Source organism: Pseudomonas sp. zfem003, assembly GCF_032621675.1.
Classification (GTDB): domain Bacteria; phylum Pseudomonadota; class Gammaproteobacteria; order Pseudomonadales; family Pseudomonadaceae; genus Metapseudomonas; species Metapseudomonas otitidis.
In genome coordinates, this window is the sequence record NZ_JAVYJG010000015.1 from 1 (window position 1) to 18,500 (window position 18,500).

The window sequence follows — 18,500 nt, forward strand, 5'->3', positions numbered from 1 at the left end:
ATCCGCACCATGCGCGACACCGGGGCCGACATGCACGACAAGTACAAGGAAACCTCCCGCGGCGGCCTGGCCGTCAGCGCCATCGAGTGCTGACCCGCCCGTGCCCCCGGCCCGGGCGCGCCGCCGCCTTTTGGTGCGTCGCGCCCGGAGCGGATTAAAAGACCTCCTGACCAATCGGTCACATCACGCGCCGTTCGTCTGTTACGGCCCACATTCCCGGATGTAGCGGGGTGACAGCGGCCCTCCCGTCCGGTGCTACCGAACACCCCAGACGCCAGGAACCACGCGGCCTGGCGGTCGCTATCAGAATGTTTCTGTCGCTCTCGCCTAGCCCCGCTGGCATGGGGTTTGGATGAATCGACGCATTTTTATTGAACAGCTGATCAATCCAGGCATGGCCTTTGCCTTGTAGAAAGGGCAACCGTCTGGGTCAGCGCGTACCAGAACCACCAATAAGAAAGAGGGCCTCGCAATAGGGGCTCAATGCGTGTTTAGCGTGAGGGTTTCGCAGATGTCACAGTCCACCACCGGCTCCCAGCCTCAGAATCGCGTCCCCCAAACCATCGGCTTCCTGCTGCTGGACAACTTCACCCTGATCTCCCTGGCCTCGGCGGTGGAACCGCTGCGCATGGCCAACCAGCTTTCCGGCAAGGAGCTGTACCGCTGGTACACCCTCAGCCAGGACGGCAAGCCGGTCAGCGCCAGCGACGGCCTGCAGATCACCCCCGACGCCGGCCTGGAGAATGCGCCGGCGCTGGATGCGGTGATCGTCTGCGGCGGGGTGGACATCCAGCACAGCGTGACCCGCGAGCACCTGCACTGGCTGCAGGTGCAGTCCCGCCAGGGCCGCCAGCTGGGCGCCGTGTGCACCGGCAGCTGGGCGCTGGCCAAGGCCGGTCTGCTGGACGGGTTCGACTGCAGCGTGCACTGGGAATGCCTGGCGGCCATGCAGGAAGCCTTCCCCCGCGCTGCCGTGACCACCCGCCTGTTCTCCATCGACCGCAACCGCAACACCTCCTCCGGCGGCACCGCGCCGATGGACATGATGCTGCACCTCATCGGCCGCGAGCATGGCCGCGAGCTGGCAGCAGCGATCTCCGAGATGTTCATCTACGAGCGCATCCGCAACGAGCAGGACCACCAGCGCGTGCCCCTCAAGCACATGCTCGGCACCAACCAGCCGAAGCTGCAGGAAATCGTCGCGCTGATGGAGGCCAACCTCGAAGAGCCCATCGACCTGGACGAACTGGCCTGCTACGTCGACGTTTCCCGTCGCCAGCTGGAGCGCCTGTTCCAGAAGTACCTGCACTGCTCGCCGTCGCGCTACTACCTCAAGCTGCGCCTGATCCGCGCGCGCCAGCTGCTGAAGCAGACCGCCATGTCGATCATCGAAGTGGCCTCGGTGTGCGGCTTCGTCTCCACCCCGCACTTCTCCAAGTGCTACCGCGAGTACTTCGGCATCCCGCCGCGCGACGAGCGCGCGGGCCAGAACGCCAACGTCGTCGCCCTGGTGCCGCTGCCCGAAGACCTGCGCCGCCCCTCTACCGCCGGCGTCGCCCTCAGCCGCGCGCAGAGCGAATCCACCTTCGCCAGCGTCCGCCTGTAACCCACCCGGGGCCGCCCAGCGGCCCCGTTCCCCAAAACGTCCCTGTAGCCCGGGCTTCAGCCCGGGAAACTCCCCTGCTGACGCCTGCCCGTAGGAGCGTGCTCTGCTCGCGGAGGTTCTTCCCTTGCCCATTCCCGGACTGAAGTCCGGGCTACATGGTTTTGCTTGGGTTTTGGTGCGGGTGCCTTTCGCGGTTGAAACCGCTCCCACGGGACTGGTGCCGGCTTGCGGGAACTGCTGGATTCGATGCGGTTCGCCGAGCTCACCGCATCCTACGTCGCATGCGATGGGGGGGGGGCGGAGGCGGACGTAGGATGGGCTGAGCTGTGCGAAGCCCATCGGCGCCAGGGTGCGTCCTCAGCCGTTCCCAGAGCGTCCCCGTAGCCCGGGCTTCAGCCCGGGAAACTCCCCGGCTGATACCCGCCCGTAGGAGTGAGCTCTGCTCGCGAAGGCTCCTCCCCGGGGCACCCTGCCCATTCCCGGACTGAAGTCCGGGCTACGCGGTTTTGCCTGGGGCTTGGGTGCGGGGGCTTTCGCGGTTGAAACCGCTCCCACAGGTGCCGACCTTTGGGAGCGGTCGCGTGCGATGGGGGCGGAGGCGGACGTAGGATGGGCTGAGCTGTGCGAAGCCCATCGGTGCCAGGGGATGTTTCGTGTCGGCGGGCGACGGTTTTGCGTGGGCATGAAAAAGGGCGCCAGCGGCGCCCTTTGTCGTTACGAGGAATCAGCGCGGCACCAGGGCCGGGAGCAGGGTGCGGGAGATGGCTTCGCGCACTTGGGGCAGCAGGGTGGCGTTGCCGCCCAGCAGTTCCTCCACCAGGCGCCGCAGGGCGGTGGCGCGCTCCGGGCTGAGGCCGCTGACGGCGTGTTCGCACGCCTGTTCGGCGCTCACCCCCGGCGGAATGCTGAGGCCCAGTGCAACCAGCCGGTCGCGGAAGTCATCCTGGTCGATCAGATCGGCATGCATCATGTCGGTGTCTCCTCCTGGTGCTGCGTCAGCGCAGCACGCCCTCTTCCTGCAGCAGTTTGAAGATAGCCTCGGCACCCGCTTCCGGCGAAAGGTCCTTGAGGACCTGGCCGCCCCCACCGGAGGCCTTGGCCGTCGCCGCCTTCATCCGCTCGGCACCGGTCTTGGCCTTGATCACCTTGAGGCGCTTGGGGCGCGGGCGGGCGGGTTGCAGCTGGCTGTCGGCGAACAGCTCGTCTTCTACCACGTCCACGTCTTCGGCACTTAGCTGTCCGCGACGCGCCGGGCCGTAGGCGCTCTGCCGTGCGGCCGGGGCGGCGTTGTCGACGCTGGCGAGGAACGGCAGGCGAACCTTCAGCCGGCGCCGCTGGCCACGGGGCAGGGCTTGCAGCACCTGGGCGACGCCGTTGTCCACCTTCTCCACCTCGGCCAGGCCCACCACCAGCGGCCAGCCGAGGCGTTCGGCCAGCAGGTAGGGCAGCATGCCCGAGCCTTCGCCGGTTTCCGCCTGGCTGCCGGTGAGCACCAGCTGCGCGCCGCTGTGCTGGATGAAATCGCCGAGGGCCGGCAGGGCGTCGTCACGCGGGCCCTGCTCCAGCACCACCAGCTCGGTCAGGCCCATGCCCAGGTAGCTGCGCAGGGCGTCTTCCCGGGGATCGCCGGCGTGCACCACCCGCAGCTGCGGGCCGGCCAGGCGCAGGCCCAGCTCCACCGCGCGGGCATCCTGGTCGGCGCGGCGCGGACGGCCGGACGTGGGGTGGGCGCCGACGGAGACGAGGCTGACGATCTTCAGTGCGTCATGCGGCATCGCGTGCCCCTCCCTGACGGTATTGCCGTACCCGCTCGATGAGCGCGGCGAGGATGGCGCCGGAGTCGCCGATCACCGAGAGATCGGCGCGTTTGATCATGTCGCAGCCCGGGTCCATGTTCACCGCCACCACCTTGTCGCAGGCGCCGATGCCTTGCAGGTGCTGGATGGCCCCGGAGATGCCCACCGCGAGGTAGACCCGCGCGGTGACCCAGGTGCCGGTGGCGCCGACCTGGCGGTTGCGCGGCATGTGGCCGTCGTCCACCGCCACGCGGGAGGCGCCTTCGGTGGCGCCCAGCTCGCGGGCGGCCTGGTGGAACAGGTCCCAGTCCTTCACGCCGTTGCCGCCGGAGAGGATGAACTCCGCTTCGGCCATGGGGATCTGCGCCGGGTCCACGGCCACCGGGCCGAGGTCTTCGATGCGCGGCAGGCTGTGGGCGATGGCGTGGGTGAGTTCCAGAGCGCGGGCCTCGTGGCGGGTCTCGCTGACCGGCTCGGCGCATTCGGCGGCGGCCAGCACCAGGCGTGGCAGGCGCCGTACCAGGTCTTCACGGCCGGCACCGGCACGGCCCGTGGCCTGCTGGTCGGCCACCTGCCAGACGCGGGTGGCGGGGCGCTCGCCGAGCTTGGCGGCCAGGCGCCGGCCCAGCTCGCCGCCACCGGTGCGGCTGTCGGGCAGTAGCCAGTGGCGCGGCGCCAGCTGGCTTTCCACGGCGCTCAGGGCCAGCACCCGCGCTTCCGGCGAGTAGCCGTCGAAGGCTTCACCGGGGATGCGCAGCAGGCGGTCGACGCCAGCGGTGTCGAAGGCGCTTTCCTTGTCCTCGCCGAACACCACGGCCACCACGGCGCCGTCACTGCCGGCCAGCTTGCGGGCCAGGCCGAGCAGGTCCTTGTCGTGGCTGGAGAGGCGGCCGCCGACCATGTCGGGCACCACGCAGATGTGGAAGGCCGGTTGTTCGATGACCAACAGCGGCAGTTGCACCACCTCGGGCGCGCTGCTGCGCTTGCCGGTGGTGCCCTGCTGGGTGCCGCTGCGGTCGATGCGCTTGACGCCGTTGGGGCCGATGAAGCCGGCGGCGGCCACATGGGGGTTCTTGCGCAGCACGCCGTTGGGGCCCATCCAGCTGGCCTGGCCTTGGGTCTGCAGCAGGCCGTGCAGCGGATGCAGGCGGTTGCGGGCGATCCACTCGGCGCGTGGGTCGCGGCGGATGATGTCGCTCATGCTCGGGTCTCCAGGCGGGGGAGGCGGTGGATGGGCATCACGCCACCTCCATGGACGCTTTGGCGGCGGCCGGTTTCTTCACCTCGGCGGGGGCCTCGATGAGCACGTCGGCCACCAGTTCGGCGATGTCCTTGATCTCCGGGCGCGGGGCGACCACGCCTTCGAGCATCGCGGTGCACTGCGGGCAACCGACGGCCACCAGTTCGGCGCCGGTTTCCTTGATGTCCACCATGCGCATGTCGGGAATCCGCTGCTTGCCCGGGATGTCGGTGATCGGTGCGCCACCACCGCCGCCACAGCAGCGGGAGCGGAAGCCGGAGCGTTCCATTTCCTTCACCTCGATGCCGATGGCCTTGAGCACGGCGCGGGGCGCTTCGTACTCGCCGTTGTAGCGGCCGAGGTAGCAGGGGTCGTGGTAGGTCACGCTGCCGGCCTTGCTCTGGCCGAGGTTCAGCGCGCCGCCGCGCACCAGTTCGTCGATGAAGGTGGTGTGGTGCAGGACGTCGTAGTGACCGCCGAGGGCGCCGTACTCGTTCTTCAGCACGTGGAAGCTGTGGGGGTCGCAGCTGACGATGCGCTTGAAGCGGTACTTGGCCAGGGTGGCGATGTTGCGCCTGGCGAGGGTCTGGAAGGTGGCTTCGTCACCCAGGCGCCGGGCCACGTCGCCGCTGTCGCGCTCTTCCAGGCCGAGCACGGCGAAGTCGACGTTGGCGGCCCTGAGCACTTTCACGAAGGCGCGCAGGGTGCGCTGGTTGCGCATGTCGAAGGCACCGTCGCCGACCCAGAACAGCACGTCGGCCTGTTGCTTGTCGCTCATCAGCGGCAGGTTCAGGTCGGCCGCCCAGTTCAGCCGGCCGCCGGGGGCGAAGCCGCCGGGGTTGTCGGTGGCGATGAGGTTTTCCAGCACCTCGGCGCCCTTGTTCGGGGTGGCGCCCTTCTCCAGGGTCAGGTGGCGGCGCATGTCGACGATGGCGTCGACGTGCTCGATCATCATCGGGCACTCCTCGACGCAGGCGCGGCAGGTGGTGCAGGACCACAGCGTATCGGCATCCACCAGGGCCTTGCCTTCCAGGGACACGATGGGCTGGTGCGGGCCGCCGCTGTGCTCACCCAGGGCCTTGCCGGGGTAAGGGCTGCCGGCGAAGGAGGCGTCGTTGCCGCCGGCCAGGCCGATGACCATGTCCTGGATCAGCTTCTTCGGGTTCAACGGCTGGCCGGCGGCGAAGGCCGGGCACATGGCTTCGCACTTGCCGCACTGCACGCAGGCGTCGAAACCGAGCAACTGGTTCCAGGTGAAGTCGGTGGGTTTCTCCACGCCCAGCGGGGCGCTCGGGTCGGTCAGGTCCAGGGCCTTGAGGCCGGTGGAGCGGCCGCCACCGAAGCGTTCGGCGCGGCGGTGCCAGGCCAGGTGCAGGGCCCCGGCGAAGGCGTGCTTCATCGGCCCGCCCCAGGTCATGCCGAAGAACAGCTCGGACACGCCCCAGGCCACGCCCACGGCGAGGAGGGCCGCGAGGAACCAGCCGCCGAAGCCGGCCGGGAGGATGCCGGCCACCGGCAGGGTAGCGATGAAGAAGCTCGCGGAGAACATCAGCAGGCTCTTCGGCAGGCGCATCCACGGGCCCTTGGACAGCCGCGCCGGCGGGTTGCGCCGGCGCTTGGCGACGAACAGGGCGCCGACGAACATCAGCGCCGTGGCCGCCAGCAGGGCGAAGCCGAGGATGCGGCTGTGCAGGCCGAAGCCATGCACCAGGATCGCCAGCAGCGCCGCCAGGACGAAGCCACCGGCGGTGGCGACGTGGGTCTTGGACATGTACTTGTCGCGCTCGACCACGTGGTGCAGGTCCACCAGGTAGCGGCGCGGCATCTTCATCAGCCCGCCGAGCCAGTCGACCTGCGACGGGCGGCCCCGGCGCCACATGAGGAAGCGCTTCGCGGCGCCGAGCACGGCCAGGCCGAGGGCGGTGAAGAGCAGGAGGGGAAGAATCGTGTTCAGCATTGCTGGTCTCCCTACGGGACCGGGTGAACGCGGGGAGGATGCGCGGGAGGGGTTTCGCGTCGCTCACCCCATCCCGCGTCTACCTGGCGGCGTCAGAAGTCCTTGCACAGGCGCAGGGCGTCGTAGATCGCCGCGTGCACGTTGCGGGGGGCGCCACAGTCTCCGATGCGGAACAGCAGGTAACCGTCACCGGGCTCGCTGAGGCAGGGCTGCGGCTGGATGGCGAACAGGGCGTCGACGTCGATCTGGCCCTTGTTGCGCGAGCCTTGCTTGAGTGCGTAGTACAGCGTCTCGTCCGGGCGTACGCCGTTCTCGATGACGATCTGGTCCACCACGCGCTCCTCGCGGGCGCCGGTGTACTCGTTCTCCAGCACGGCCACCACCTTGTCGCCCTCGCGGTAGACCTTCTCCAGCACCAGGTCGCCGGTCATGATCACTTCCTTCGGGTACAGGCTGCGGTAGTAGGTCGGGAAGGTGGTGCCACCCATGGCGACGCCGGGCTTGGTGTCGTCGGTGACGATCTCCACCTGGGCGCCCTTCTCGGACAGGTAGTCCGCCGCGGACATGCCGCCGAACTCGCAGATGGTGTCGTAGACCAGCACGTTCTTGCCGGGCTCCACCTTGCCTTCGAGGATGTCCCAGGCGCTCACCACCAGGCCGTCGGCCGCACCCCAGTGCTCGTTCTGCTCGATGAAGGGGTGGCCGCCGTTGGCCAGAACCACGATGTCGGGCTTGAGGTCGAGGATGGTGGCCGGATCAGCGGCGGTGCCCAGGCGCAGGTCGACGCCGAGGCGGGCGATCTCCAGCTGGTACCAGCGGGTGATGCCGGCGATCTGGTCGCGCTGCGGGGCCTTGGCGGCGAGGGTGATCTGGCCGCCGAGCTGGTCCTTCTTCTCGAACAGGGTCACGTCGTGGCCGCGCTCGGCCGCCACGCGGGCCGCTTCCATGCCGGCGGGGCCGCCGCCGACGATGACCACCTTGCGCTTCTTGCCGGTGGTCTTCTCGATGATGTGCGGAACGCCCATGTACTCGCGGGTGGTGGCGGCGTTCTGGATGCACAGCACGTCCAGGCCCTGGTACTGGCGGTCGATGCAGTAGTTGGCGCCGACGCACTGCTTGATCTGGTCCACCTGGCCCATCTTGATCTTGGCGATCAGGTGCGGGTCGGCGATGTGGGCGCGGGTCATGCCGACCATGTCCACGTAGCCGCCTTCGAGGATGCGGGTGGCCTGGTTCGGGTCCTTGATGTTCTGCGCATGCAGCACCGGGACGTTGACCACTTCCTTGATGCCGGCCGCCAGGTGCAGGAAGGGCTCCGGCGGGAAGCTCATGTTGGGGATGACGTTGGCCAGGGTGTTGTGGGTGTCGGCGCCGGAGCCGACCACGCCGATGAAGTCCAGCATGCCGGTGTCGCTGTAGTACTTGGCGATCTGCTTCATGTCCTCGTGGGACAGGCCGTCGGGGTGGAACTCGTCACCGGAGATGCGCAGGCCGACGCAGAAGTCGGGGCCGACTTCCTCGCGCACGGCCTTGAGCACTTCCAGGCCGAACTTCATGCGGCCTTCGAAGGTGCCGCCCCATTCGTCGGTGCGCTTGTTGACGCGGGGGCTCCAGAACTGGTCGATCATGTGCTGGTGCACGGCGGACAGTTCGACGCCATCCAGCCCGCCGGCCTTGGCGCGGCGCGCGGCCTGGGCGAAGTCACCGATGACGCGCCAGATCTCTTCCACCTCGATGGTCTTGCAGGTGGCCCGGTGCACGGGCTCGCGGATGCCCGACGGGGACATCAGGGTCGGCCAGTTGTAGCCGTCCCAGCGCGAGCGCCGGCCCATGTGGGTTATCTGGATCATGATCTTGGCGCCGTGCTTGTGCATGGCGTCGGCGAGGTTCTGGAAGTGCGGGATGATGCGGTCGGTGGACAGGTTCACCGAGCTCCACCACTGCTGCGGGCTGTCGGTGGAGACCACCGACGAGCCGCCGCAGATGGCCAGGCCGATGCCGCCCTTGGCCTTCTCCTCGTAGTAGCGGATGTAGCGCTCGGTGGTCATGCCGCCGTCGGTGGCGATCACCTCGGCGTGAGCGGTGGAAAGCACGCGGTTGCGGATGGTCAGCTTGCCGATCTGGATCGGCTGGAACATTGCTTCGAAGGCCATGGTGCGTGCTCCGGCTTACAGGGGTTTGACGGTGAACAGGCCGTCGTCGTGGCCTTCTTCCGAGCCGCTGTAGACCTGCTCGGCGACGGTACGAAGGCTGCTGCCACGGGCGGCGAGGATCTGGTCCATGGCGCCGGCGAACCAGCCGGTGAACATGTAGTCCACCTTGCGGCCGACCTTGCCGTAGACGTAGACGAAGGCGGAGTGCTTGAGCTTGACGCTGGCGGTGCCCTTGTCGAGGTCGATGTCCTGGATCTGGAACAGGCCCCAGCCGCGCTGGGACAGGCGCTTCATGTAGTGCTCGAACACCGCCACGCCTTCCAGGCCGTGGCATTCGGCCTCCTTCTCGCACCAGTGCCAGGCGGACTTGTAGCCGGCCTTGTAGAGGATCTCGGCGTAGCGCTCCGGGCCCAGCTCGGCCTCGATGCCCATGTGGTTGTTGACGAAGAAGTGGCGCGGCACATAGAGCATCGGCAGCGCGTCGGTGGTCCAGACGCCGGTCTCGCTGTCGACTTCGATGGGCAGTTCAGGGGCGTGTTTGGCCATGTGGATAACTCCGAATTCAGGTCAGGTATCGGGCGGATGGCGCTTCAGTCATCCGCCGCAGAGATGAGCCACCGCGCGGTGGGGTGGTGGATGAAAAGAGCGTCATCCACCCTACGATTCGTGTTCGGTTCCGGCTGGCGTCATTCGCCCCAGACGTCCTTCAGGACATTCACCCAGTTCTCGCCCATGATCTTGCGCACCACGCGTTCGCTGTGGCCGCGCTTGAGCAGGGTCTCGGTCAGGTTGGGGAACTCGCCCACGGTGCGGATGCCCAGGGGGTTCACGATCTTCCCGAAGTTGGTCAGGCGGCGGGCGTAGCCCTTGTCGTGGGTCAGGTACTCGAAGAAGTCCTGGCCGTGGCCCTGGGTGAAGTCGGTGCCGATGCCGATGGCGTCCTCGCCGACGATGTTCATCACGTACTCAATGGCTTCGGCGTAGTCGTCGATGGTGGAGTCGATGCCCTTGGCCAGGAACGGCGCGAACATGGTCACGCCGACGAAGCCGCCGTGGTCGGCGATGAACTTCAGCTCTTCATCGGACTTGTTGCGCGGGTGTTGCTTCAGGCCGGACGGCAGGCAGTGGGAGTAGCAGACGGGCTTCTTCGATTCGAGGATGACTTCCTCGGAGGTCTTGGAGCCGACGTGGGAGAGGTCGCACATGATGCCGACGCGGTTCATCTCGGCGACGATCTCGCGACCGAAGCCGGAGAGGCCGCCGTCGCGCTCGTAGCAGCCGGTGCCCACGAGGTTCTGGGTGTTGTAGCACATCTGCACGATGCCCACGCCGAGCTGCTTGAACACCTCCACGTAGCCGATCTGGTCCTCGAACGCATGGGCGTTCTGGAAGCCGTAGAGGATGCCGGTCTTGCCCTGTTCCTTGGCCTTGCGGATGTCGGCGGTGGTGCGCACCGGGATGACCAGGTCGCTGTTCTCGCGGATCAGGTTGTTGCTGGCGACGATGTTGTTCACCGTGGCCTGGAAGCCTTCCCACACGGAGACGGTGCAGTTGGCAGCGGTCAGGCCGCCCTTGCGCATGTCTTCGAAGAGTTCGCGGTTCCACTTGGCGATGATCAGGCCATCGATGACGATGCTGTCGGCGTGCAGTTCGGCTGGGCTCATCAGGCTGTCCCCTTGGTGTCGGGCGCGCCGAATCGGTTGCCGGCGCTTTGAAGGGAGCATATCCCCGGGGCTTTGGGCGCTATCGCGCAAAAGCGACCGGGGTATTGCCGAAAGCGTCAAGCCGGTCGCGGATAGGCATGCGGGGTTCGGCGACGCGGCGACTCGTGGCGGGCCGTGCGTCCGGCATCCGCCGATGGGGCTGCGGGGCATCTATATAAGAAGGTGGCGGCAAGTCGCCCGGCGTCGGTTTCAGCATGCACAGGGTCGCTGAGGTGCAATTTCCCAGGCGCAGGGATGGCAAGCTCGCGTAATGCCCCGGACCCGTGCGCGAAGACGTGCGGTCCCGGCAACAGGGTGGCAACCGGCCCGCGTACCGTGGCGGTCGGCGCTGCCGCAGCCGAAACCTCCAGGCCCAGGCGCCCAGCGCCCGGCCTGTGGAGCCGAGGAACGCTGTATGCCTGATGAGACGCTTCACCTGCCTCTGATTCAGCGCGTGCTGGCGCGGGAGAAGGACACCCCCGGTGCCCTGCTGCCGATCCTGCATGCCATCCAGGAGGGCGCCGGCTACATTCCCGCCCTCGCCATCCCCGAGATCGCCCACGCCCTCAACCTCAGCCAGGCCGAGGTCAATGGGGTGATCAGCTTCTACCACGACTTCCGCACCGCCCCGCCGGCACGCCACACCGTGCGCCTGTGCCGTGCCGAGTCCTGCCAGAGCCGGGGCGCCGAAGCCCTGGCGGCGCAACTGCGCGAGCAACTGCGGCTGGACGACCACGGCACCCTTGCCGATGGCCGCGTCAGCCTGCGCCCGGTCTATTGCCTGGGCGCCTGCGCCTGCTCCCCGGCGGTCGAGGTGGACGGCAAGGTCCACGCCCGGCTGACCCCTGAACGCCTGCACGCACTGGTGCAGGGTTGCCTGGAGGACGGCTCATGCTGAGGCTGTGCATCCCCTGTGATTCCGTCGCCCGCGCGGTGGGCGCCGATGCCGTGGCCGACGCCCTGGTGGCCGAGGCTGCGCGCCGGCAGTTGCCGCTGGAGGTGCGTCGCACCAGTTCCCGTGGCCTCTACTGGCTGGAGCCGCTGGTGGAGCTGGACGGGGCCGAGGGTCGCCAGGGCTTCGGCCCGGTCAGCGAAGCCGACGTGCCCGGCCTGCTCGACGCCCTGGCCGATGACGGCCAGCATCCCCTGGCCCTGGGGGCGGTGGAGGAGCTGCCCTACCTGAAGACCCAGCAGCGGCTGCTCTTCGCCCGTGCCGGCATCACCCGGCCGCTGTCCCTGGACGACTACCGTACCCACGGCGGCTTCGAAGGCCTGGCCCGCGCCGTGGCGCTGAGCGGTGACGAGATCGTCACCGCGGTGCTGGATTCCGGCCTGCGGGGGCGCGGTGGTGCCGCCTTCCCCGCCGGCATCAAGTGGCGCACGGTGCGTGGCGCCGTCGCCGAGCAGAAGTACGTGGTGTGCAACGCCGACGAGGGGGACTCCGGCACCTTCGCCGACCGCATGCTGATGGAGGGCGACCCCTTCCTGCTGATCGAGGGCATGGCCATCGCCGGCCTCGCCGTCGGCGCCAGCCAGGGCTACATCTACGTGCGCTCCGAGTACCCCCAGGCGGTGGAGGTCCTGCGCGGCGCCATCGTGCTGGCCCGTGATGCCGGCTACCTCGGTGCGGACGTGGCCGGCAGCGGCCGGCCCTTCGAGCTGGAGGTGCGGGTCGGCGCCGGGGCTTACATCTGCGGCGAGGAAACCGCGCTGCTGGACTCCCTGGAAGGCAAGCGCGGCGTGGTCCGCGCCAAGCCGCCGCTGCCGGCGCTGCAAGGCCTGTTCGGCCAGCCGACGCTGGTGCACAACGTGCTGACGCTGACCTCGGTGCCGCTCATCCTGGCCCGGGGCGCGGCGTTCTACCGTGACTTCGGCATGGGCCGCTCCCTGGGCACCATGCCCTTCCAGCTGGCCGGAAACGTCCGTCACGGCGGCCTGGTGGAGCGGGCCTTCGGCCTGACCCTGCGGGAGCTGATCGAGACCTATGGCGGCGGCTGCGCCAGTGGCCGGCCGGTGAAGGCCGCCCAGGTGGGCGGCCCCCTGGGGGCCTGGGTGCCGCCCGCGCAGTTCGACACCCCGCTGGACTACGAGGCCTTCGCCGCCATGGGCGCCATGCTCGGCCATGGTGGTGTGGTGGTGGCCGACGACAGCCTGGACATGGCGCAGATGGCGCGCTTCGCCCTGCAGTTCTGCGCCGAGGAGTCCTGCGGCAAGTGCACGCCCTGCCGCATCGGCTCGACCCGGGGCGTGGAAGTGGTGGATCGGCTGATCGCCGCCACCGACATCACCGCCCGCGAGGAGCAGGCCCTGCTGCTGCAGGACCTTTGCGACACCATGACCTACGGCTCGCTCTGTGCCCTCGGCGGGATGACCGCCTTCCCGGTCACCAGCGCCCTCAGGCACTTCCCCGCCGACTTCGGGCTGCCGCCCACGGAGGCTGAGCAATGATCCAGATCTTCGACCCCGCCAAGGACACCGACCTGGGCACCCCCGCCCGCCAGAGCGAGGTGCAGGTCAGCCTGAGCATCGACGGCCGCGAAATCAGCGTGCCTGCCGGCACCTCGGTGATGCGTGCCGCCGCGCTGCTCGGCACCACCATTCCCAAGCTCTGCGCCACCGACAGCCTGGAGGCCTTCGGCTCCTGCCGCATGTGCCTGGTGGAAATCGACGGCATGCGCGGCTACCCCGCCTCCTGCACCACGCCGGTGACCGAAGGCATGGTGGTGCGCACCCAGACGCCCAAGCTCGCCAGCCTGCGGCGCAACGTCATGGAGCTGTACATCTCCGACCACCCGCTGGACTGCCTCACCTGCTCCGCCAACGGCAACTGCGAGCTGCAGACCGTGGCCGGCCAGGTGGGCCTGCGCGAGGTGCGCTACGGCTATGACGGGGCCAATCACCTGAGCGATGCCAAGGACACCTCCAACCCCTATTTCGACTACGACCCGAGCAAGTGCATCGTCTGCAACCGCTGCGTGCGGGCGTGTGAGGAGGTGCAGGGCACCTTCGCCCTGACGATCGACGGGCGCGGCTTCGACTCCCGCGTGGCGGCGGCCGGCGGGGAGAACTTCCTCGACTCCGAATGCGTCTCCTGCGGGGCCTGCGTGCAGGCCTGCCCCACCGCCACGCTGATGGAGAAGAGCGTGGTGGAGATGGGCCAGCCGGAGCGCAGCGTGATCACCACCTGTGCCTATTGCGGCGTGGGCTGCTCCTTCCGGGCGGAGATGAAGGGCAATGAGCTGGTGCGCATGGTCCCGGACAAGAACGGCCAGGCCAACCACGGCCACTCCTGCGTCAAGGGCCGCTTCGCCTGGGGCTACGCCACCCACCCGGACCGCATCACCAAGCCGATGATCCGCAAGCGCATCACCGACCCCTGGCAGGAAGTCAGCTGGGAGGAGGCGGTGAACTACGCCGCCGGCGAGTTCCGCCGCCTGCAGCTGCAGTACGGGCGCGACGCCATTGGCGGCATCACCTCCAGCCGCTGCACCAACGAGGAAACCTACCTGGTGCAGAAGCTGGTGCGCGCCGGCTTCGGCAACAACAACGTGGACACTTGCGCCCGCGTCTGCCACTCGCCCACCGGCTACGGGCTGAAGCAGACCCTGGGCGAGTCCGCCGGCACCCAGAGCTTCGACTCGGTGATGCAGGCCGACGTCATCCTGGTGATTGGTGCCAACCCCACCGACGCCCACCCGGTATTCGGCTCCCAGCTAAAGCGCCGCCTGCGCGAGGGCGCGCGGCTGATCGTCATCGACCCGCGCCGCATCGACCTGGTGGACTCGCCCCATGCCCGCGCCGAGCTGCACCTGGCGCTGCGTCCGGGCACCAACGTGGCCATGCTCAATGCCCTGGCCCACGTGATCGTCACCGAGGGGCTGGTGAAGCAGGACTTCGTCGACGCCCGCTGCGAGCCGGCCGACTTCGCCCGCTGGAGTGCGTTCGTCAGCCGTCCCGAACATGCCCCCGAGGCCCTGGGCCCGGTCTGCGGCGTAGCCCCGGACGCCATCCGCGCGGCGGCCCGGCTCTACGCCACCGGCGGCAACGCGGCCATCTACTACGGGCTGGGCGTGACCGAACACAGCCAGGGCAGCACGGCGGTGATGGGCATCGCCAACCTCGCCATGGCCACCGGCAACGTCGGCCGCGAGGGTGTCGGGGTGAACCCGCTGCGCGGGCAGAACAACGTGCAGGGCTCCTGCGACATGGGCTCCTTCCCCCATGAGCTGCCGGGCTACCGCCACGTCTCCAACGAGGCGGTGCGGGCGCAGTTCGAGCAGGCCTGGGGCGTGACCCTGCAGCCCGATCCGGGGCTGCGCATCCCCAACATGTTCGAGGCCGCCCTGGGTGGCAGCTTCAAGGGGCTGTACTGCCAGGGCGAGGACATCGCCCAGAGCGACCCCAACACCCAGCACGTGACCGCTGCGCTGTCGGCCATGGAGTGCGTGGTGGTGCAGGACATCTTCCTCAACGAAACCGCCAAGTTCGCCCACGTGTTCCTGCCCGGCAGCTCCTTCCTGGAGAAGGACGGCACCTTCACCAACGCCGAGCGACGCATCTCCCGCGTGCGCAAGGTGATGGAGCCGCTGGGCGGCAAGGCCGACTGGGAAGCCACCGTGGCCCTGGCCAATGCCCTGGGCTACCGCATGGACTACCGGCACCCGTCGGAGATCATGGACGAGATCGCCCGCCTCACGCCGACCTTCAGCCGTGTCAGCTACGCCGAGCTGGAGCGTCACGGCAGCCTGCAATGGCCGTGCAACGACGCCGCGCCGGATGGCACGCCGACCATGCACATCGACGCCTTCGTGCGTGGCAAGGGGCGCTTCATGCTGACCGGCTACGTGCCCACCGAGGAGAAGGTGAACAACCGCTACCCGCTGCTGCTCACCACCGGGCGCATCCTCAGCCAGTACAACGTCGGCGCGCAGACCCGGCGCACCGACAACGTGGCCTGGCACGAGGAGGACCGCCTGGAGATCCACCCCAGCGACGCCGAGAGCCGTGGCATCGCCGAGGGCGACTGGGTGGGCGTGGGCAGCCGCGCGGGGCAGACCGTGCTGCGTGCCCGGGTGACCGAGCGGGTGGCGCCGGGGGTGGTGTACACCACCTTCCACTTCCCCGAGTCGGGGGCCAACGTGATCACCACCGACAACTCCGACTGGGCCACCAACTGCCCGGAATACAAGGTGACGGCGGTGGAAGTGACGAAGGTGTTCCAGCCTTCCGAATGGCAGAAACGCTATCAGGCGTTCAGTGACGAACAGCGGCGCCTGCTCAAGGAGCGCCGCAGGACGGAGAGAGTCGAGGCACGCCGATGAGCACAGACAACCTGATCAAGATGGCCAACCAGATTGCCCAGTTCTTCAGCAGCGAACCGGACCCGGAGGCGGCGGTGAAAGGCGTCCAGCAGCACCTGCAGAACTTCTGGACCCCGGCCATGCGCATCGAGCTCATGGCCTGGCAGGTGGAGCGCCAGGGCGAGAACCTCCACCCCCTGGTGCAGGCCGCCCTGGCCGAGCAGGGGCGGGCGGTTTAACCGCATCGTGCTGCACGCCACCGGGCGCTCCCTTTGCGCCCGACGGTGGAGCGCGATCCACCGTACGCGGGGGCCGCATGCACAACCCGTAGGATGCGGTGAGCTTGGCGAACCGCATCGATCCCGAACCGAGCCTGGCAATGATGGGCTTCGCACAGCTCAGCCCATCCTACGAGGCTGTCCAAACTCGGGCGTTCCCGTGGTGCCCGACGGTGGAGCGCGACCCACCCCAGGCGGCGCCGTGTGCATAACCCGTAGGATGCGGTGAGCTCGGCGAACCGCATCGCATCCGAGCCGTGCCTGGCCCTGATGGGCTCCGCACAGCTCAACGCCATCCCACGCCCGCTGTGCCGCTTTATCGCAGCGGCGGGTCCGGGTGTTCGTGCCGGTCGCGGCTCGGGGTGGTGTCGAAGCGCTGGCGGTAGCAGCGGGAGAAGTAGCTGGAGGACTCGAAGCCGCAGGCCAGGGCCACGTCCAGCACGCCCATGTCGGTCTGGCGCAGCAGCTGCCGGGCCTTTTCCAGGCGCAGGCCTAGGTAGAAACGGGTCGGCGTGTCCTTCAGGTGCAGGCGGAACAGCCGTTCCAGCTGGCGCGGGGTGACGCCCACGCGCTCGGCCAGGGTGCAGGTCGACAGCGGCGTCTCGCTGTGGCGCTCCATCTCGCCGATCACCTGCACCAGCTTGCGGTTGTGCACGTTGAAGCGGCTGGCGATCTGCATGCGCTGGTGGTCCTGCTGGGAGCGGATGCGGCCGAGCACGAACTGTTCCGACACCTTCAACGCCAGGGCCTCGCCGTGCTGGCGGGCGATCAGCGTGAGCATCAGGTCGAGGCTGGCGGTACCGCCGGCGCTGGTGATGCGGCGCCCGTCGATCTCGAACAGCTCCTGGGTGACGGTCAGCGACGGGTAGCGCTCGCGAAAGGCGTCGATGGCCTCCCAGTGCAGGGTCAGGCGCTGGCGCTCGAACAGTTCGGCCTCGGCCAGCACGAAGCTGCCGGTGTCGATGCCGCCCAGGCGCACGCCGTCGGCTTCGGCGCGGTTGAGCCAGTGGGACAGGCGCGGGTTGAAGGTGGCCAGCGGCTCGAAGCCAGCCACCACCAGCAGGCAATCCCCGACGGCCGGGGCCTCCAGGCCACCATCCACGTTGAGCGACATGCCATTGCTGCCGGCCACCGGGCCGCCGTCGGCACTGAGCAGGCGCCAGCGGTACAACTCGCCGCGGAAGCGGTTGGCCACCCGCAGCGGCTCCACCGCCGACATGAGGCCCATCATCGAGAAGCCGGGCAGCAGCAGGAAGCCGAAGGTCTGGGTCATGGGCGGGGTCCACGAGGCGATGAGCAGTTAAAAACCAGCTGCGCGGCGGCTGCAAGCGGGGAGGTCGTTTCTGTCCTAGAGGTGGTCGTTCTGGTTCGAATCGGTGGGGCGGGCGCTGCGTAAGTTGTGTCCATCGGGTTGACGTGGCGCCCGAGCACGGATGGAGTCGCCGGGCGGGTCGAGCGTGCCTGGAGCCGTCGACCCCGGCCTCCTGAACAACAAGTAGAAAGCCGCATGGCCGCAAGGGGAGCATCGATGAAACGTCTTACCGCATTCGCTGGTTGCTGTTTGTTCGCCCTGTCCCACACCGCTGCATTCGCCGCCGACGACGCCAGTTGCCAGAAGATCCGCATGGGCGTGGTGGGCTGGACCGACGTGGTCGCCACCTCCGCCGTCGCCAACGAGTTGCTGGGCAGCCTGGGTTACCAGACCAGCCAGACCCAGGCGTCGCAGCAGATCATCTTCGCGGGTATCCAGAAGAAGCAGGTGGACGTGTTCCTCGGCTACTGGAAGCCGATCATGGACGACAACATCAAGCCCTTCCTCGACAGCGGTGCCGTGAAGGTGGCGGCCCAGCCGTCCCTGGGCGATGCCGTGGCGGTGCTGGCGGTACCCACCTACACCGCCGAGCAGGGGCTGCGCACCTTCGCCGATATCGCCCGTTTCAAGGACCAGCTCGGCGGCAAGATCTACGGCATCGAGTCCGGTTCCGGTGCCAACCTGGCGATCCAGAAGATGATCGATGGCAACCAGTTCGGCCTGGGCGGCTTCAAGCTGGTGGAGTCCAGCGAGGCGGCGATGCTGACGGCGGTGAAGCGTGCGGTGAAGAACCACAAGCCGGTGGTGTTCTTCGGCTGGAAGCCGCACCCGATGAACATCCAGATGCCGGTGACCTACCTGACCGGCAGCGAGGACGTGTTCGGCCCCAACGACGGCGCCGCCACCGTCTCCACCGTGACCGCGCCGGACTTCGCCCAGCGTTGCCCCAATGCCAACCGGCTGGTTACCAGCCTGCGCTTCACCAGCGACCAGGAGGCGCAGCTGATGCAGCCGATCATGGAGCGCCAGGAGCCGGGCAAGGTGGCCCGCGAGTGGCTCAAGGCCAATCCGACGGTGGTCAAGGGCTGGCTGGAGGGCGTGACCACCTTTGATGGCCGCAGCAGCGACCAGGCCGTCGCCTCCCTGAAGTAATGC

General features: G+C 68.4%; 15 protein-coding genes. 7 read left to right on the plus strand and 8 right to left on the minus strand.

What is annotated here, in order from left to right; translation table 11 throughout:
- Together RTK35_RS29120 and RTK35_RS29125 are read left to right on the plus strand one after the other, a co-directional pair.
- Positions 1-93, plus strand: a 93-nt coding sequence (locus tag RTK35_RS29120) for a hypothetical protein (protein WP_316909640.1), incomplete at its 5' end; no start/stop codon positions are given.
- Positions 94-511: 418 nt separating this feature from the next.
- Positions 512-1,606 (plus strand): GlxA family transcriptional regulator, encoded by a 1,095-nt coding sequence (locus RTK35_RS29125; RefSeq protein WP_044409222.1) that lies wholly within the window; start codon positions 512-514, stop codon positions 1,604-1,606.
- A 724-nt stretch (positions 1,607-2,330) separates the two neighbouring features.
- Here the strand turns inward: RTK35_RS29125 and RTK35_RS29130 are convergent.
- From RTK35_RS29130 to RTK35_RS29160, 7 genes are all read right to left on the minus strand, one after another.
- On the minus strand, positions 2,331-2,576 hold the full coding sequence (locus RTK35_RS29130; RefSeq protein ID WP_044409219.1) for a hypothetical protein: 246 nt from the start codon (positions 2,574-2,576) through the stop codon (positions 2,331-2,333).
- Between the two features lie 25 nt (positions 2,577-2,601).
- Positions 2,602-3,381: an electron transfer flavoprotein subunit beta gene (locus RTK35_RS29135; RefSeq protein WP_044409216.1), complete on the minus strand. Its 780-nt coding sequence runs from the start codon at positions 3,379-3,381 to the stop codon at positions 2,602-2,604.
- Positions 3,371-4,603, minus strand: coding sequence for an electron transfer flavoprotein subunit alpha/FixB family protein (locus tag RTK35_RS29140; protein WP_316909615.1), 1,233 nt, complete (start codon positions 4,601-4,603; stop codon positions 3,371-3,373). Before RTK35_RS29140 ends, RTK35_RS29135 begins: the two co-directional genes overlap by 11 nt.
- Positions 4,604-4,640: 37 nt before the next feature.
- Positions 4,641-6,599, minus strand: a complete 1,959-nt coding sequence (gene dgcB, locus RTK35_RS29145) for a dimethylglycine demethylation protein DgcB (RefSeq protein ID WP_316909616.1) — start codon at positions 6,597-6,599, stop codon at positions 4,641-4,643.
- Positions 6,600-6,691: 92 nt separating this feature from the next.
- Positions 6,692-8,752, minus strand: coding sequence for a dimethylglycine demethylation protein DgcA (dgcA, locus tag RTK35_RS29150; protein WP_044409207.1), 2,061 nt, complete (start codon positions 8,750-8,752; stop codon positions 6,692-6,694).
- Positions 8,753-8,767: 15 nt separating this feature from the next.
- A complete protein-coding gene (locus RTK35_RS29155) occupies positions 8,768-9,298 on the minus strand; it encodes a DUF5943 domain-containing protein (RefSeq protein WP_074967296.1) in 531 nt (176 codons plus the stop codon).
- A gap of 140 nt (positions 9,299-9,438) precedes the next feature.
- Positions 9,439-10,416, minus strand: coding sequence for a dipeptidase (locus RTK35_RS29160; protein WP_279803032.1), 978 nt, complete (start codon positions 10,414-10,416; stop codon positions 9,439-9,441).
- Between the two features lie 454 nt (positions 10,417-10,870).
- On the opposite strand from RTK35_RS29160, the gene RTK35_RS29165 reads away from it, so the two are divergent.
- From RTK35_RS29165 to RTK35_RS29180, 4 genes are read left to right on the plus strand one after another with little or no spacing between them, the layout of a single operon-like run.
- A complete protein-coding gene (locus tag RTK35_RS29165) occupies positions 10,871-11,353 on the plus strand; it encodes a formate dehydrogenase subunit gamma (protein ID WP_316909617.1) in 483 nt (160 codons plus the stop codon).
- Positions 11,347-12,903 (plus strand): formate dehydrogenase beta subunit, encoded by a 1,557-nt coding sequence (locus RTK35_RS29170; protein WP_316909618.1) that lies wholly within the window; start codon positions 11,347-11,349, stop codon positions 12,901-12,903. The genes RTK35_RS29165 and RTK35_RS29170 overlap by 7 nt, the downstream gene beginning before the upstream one ends.
- Positions 12,900-15,776 carry a formate dehydrogenase subunit alpha gene (gene fdhF, locus RTK35_RS29175; RefSeq protein WP_044409199.1) on the plus strand — a complete coding sequence of 959 codons (2,877 nt, stop codon included), beginning with the start codon at positions 12,900-12,902 and terminating at the stop codon, positions 15,774-15,776. Before RTK35_RS29170 ends, fdhF begins: the two co-directional genes overlap by 4 nt.
- Positions 15,773-15,994, plus strand: a complete 222-nt coding sequence (locus tag RTK35_RS29180) for a formate dehydrogenase subunit delta (RefSeq protein WP_044409197.1) — start codon at positions 15,773-15,775, stop codon at positions 15,992-15,994. Before fdhF ends, RTK35_RS29180 begins: the two co-directional genes overlap by 4 nt.
- A 355-nt stretch (positions 15,995-16,349) precedes the next feature.
- Here RTK35_RS29180 and RTK35_RS29185 read toward each other — a convergent pair whose 3' ends face one another.
- Positions 16,350-17,306 carry a GlxA family transcriptional regulator gene (locus RTK35_RS29185; protein WP_316909619.1) on the minus strand — a complete coding sequence of 319 codons (957 nt, stop codon included), beginning with the start codon at positions 17,304-17,306 and terminating at the stop codon, positions 16,350-16,352.
- Between the two features lie 255 nt (positions 17,307-17,561).
- Between RTK35_RS29185 and choX the strand changes: the two genes are divergently transcribed.
- Positions 17,562-18,497, plus strand: a complete 936-nt coding sequence (gene choX / locus RTK35_RS29190) for a choline ABC transporter substrate-binding protein (protein ID WP_316909620.1) — start codon at positions 17,562-17,564, stop codon at positions 18,495-18,497.
- The last annotated feature ends 3 nt before the right edge of the window (positions 18,498-18,500 follow it).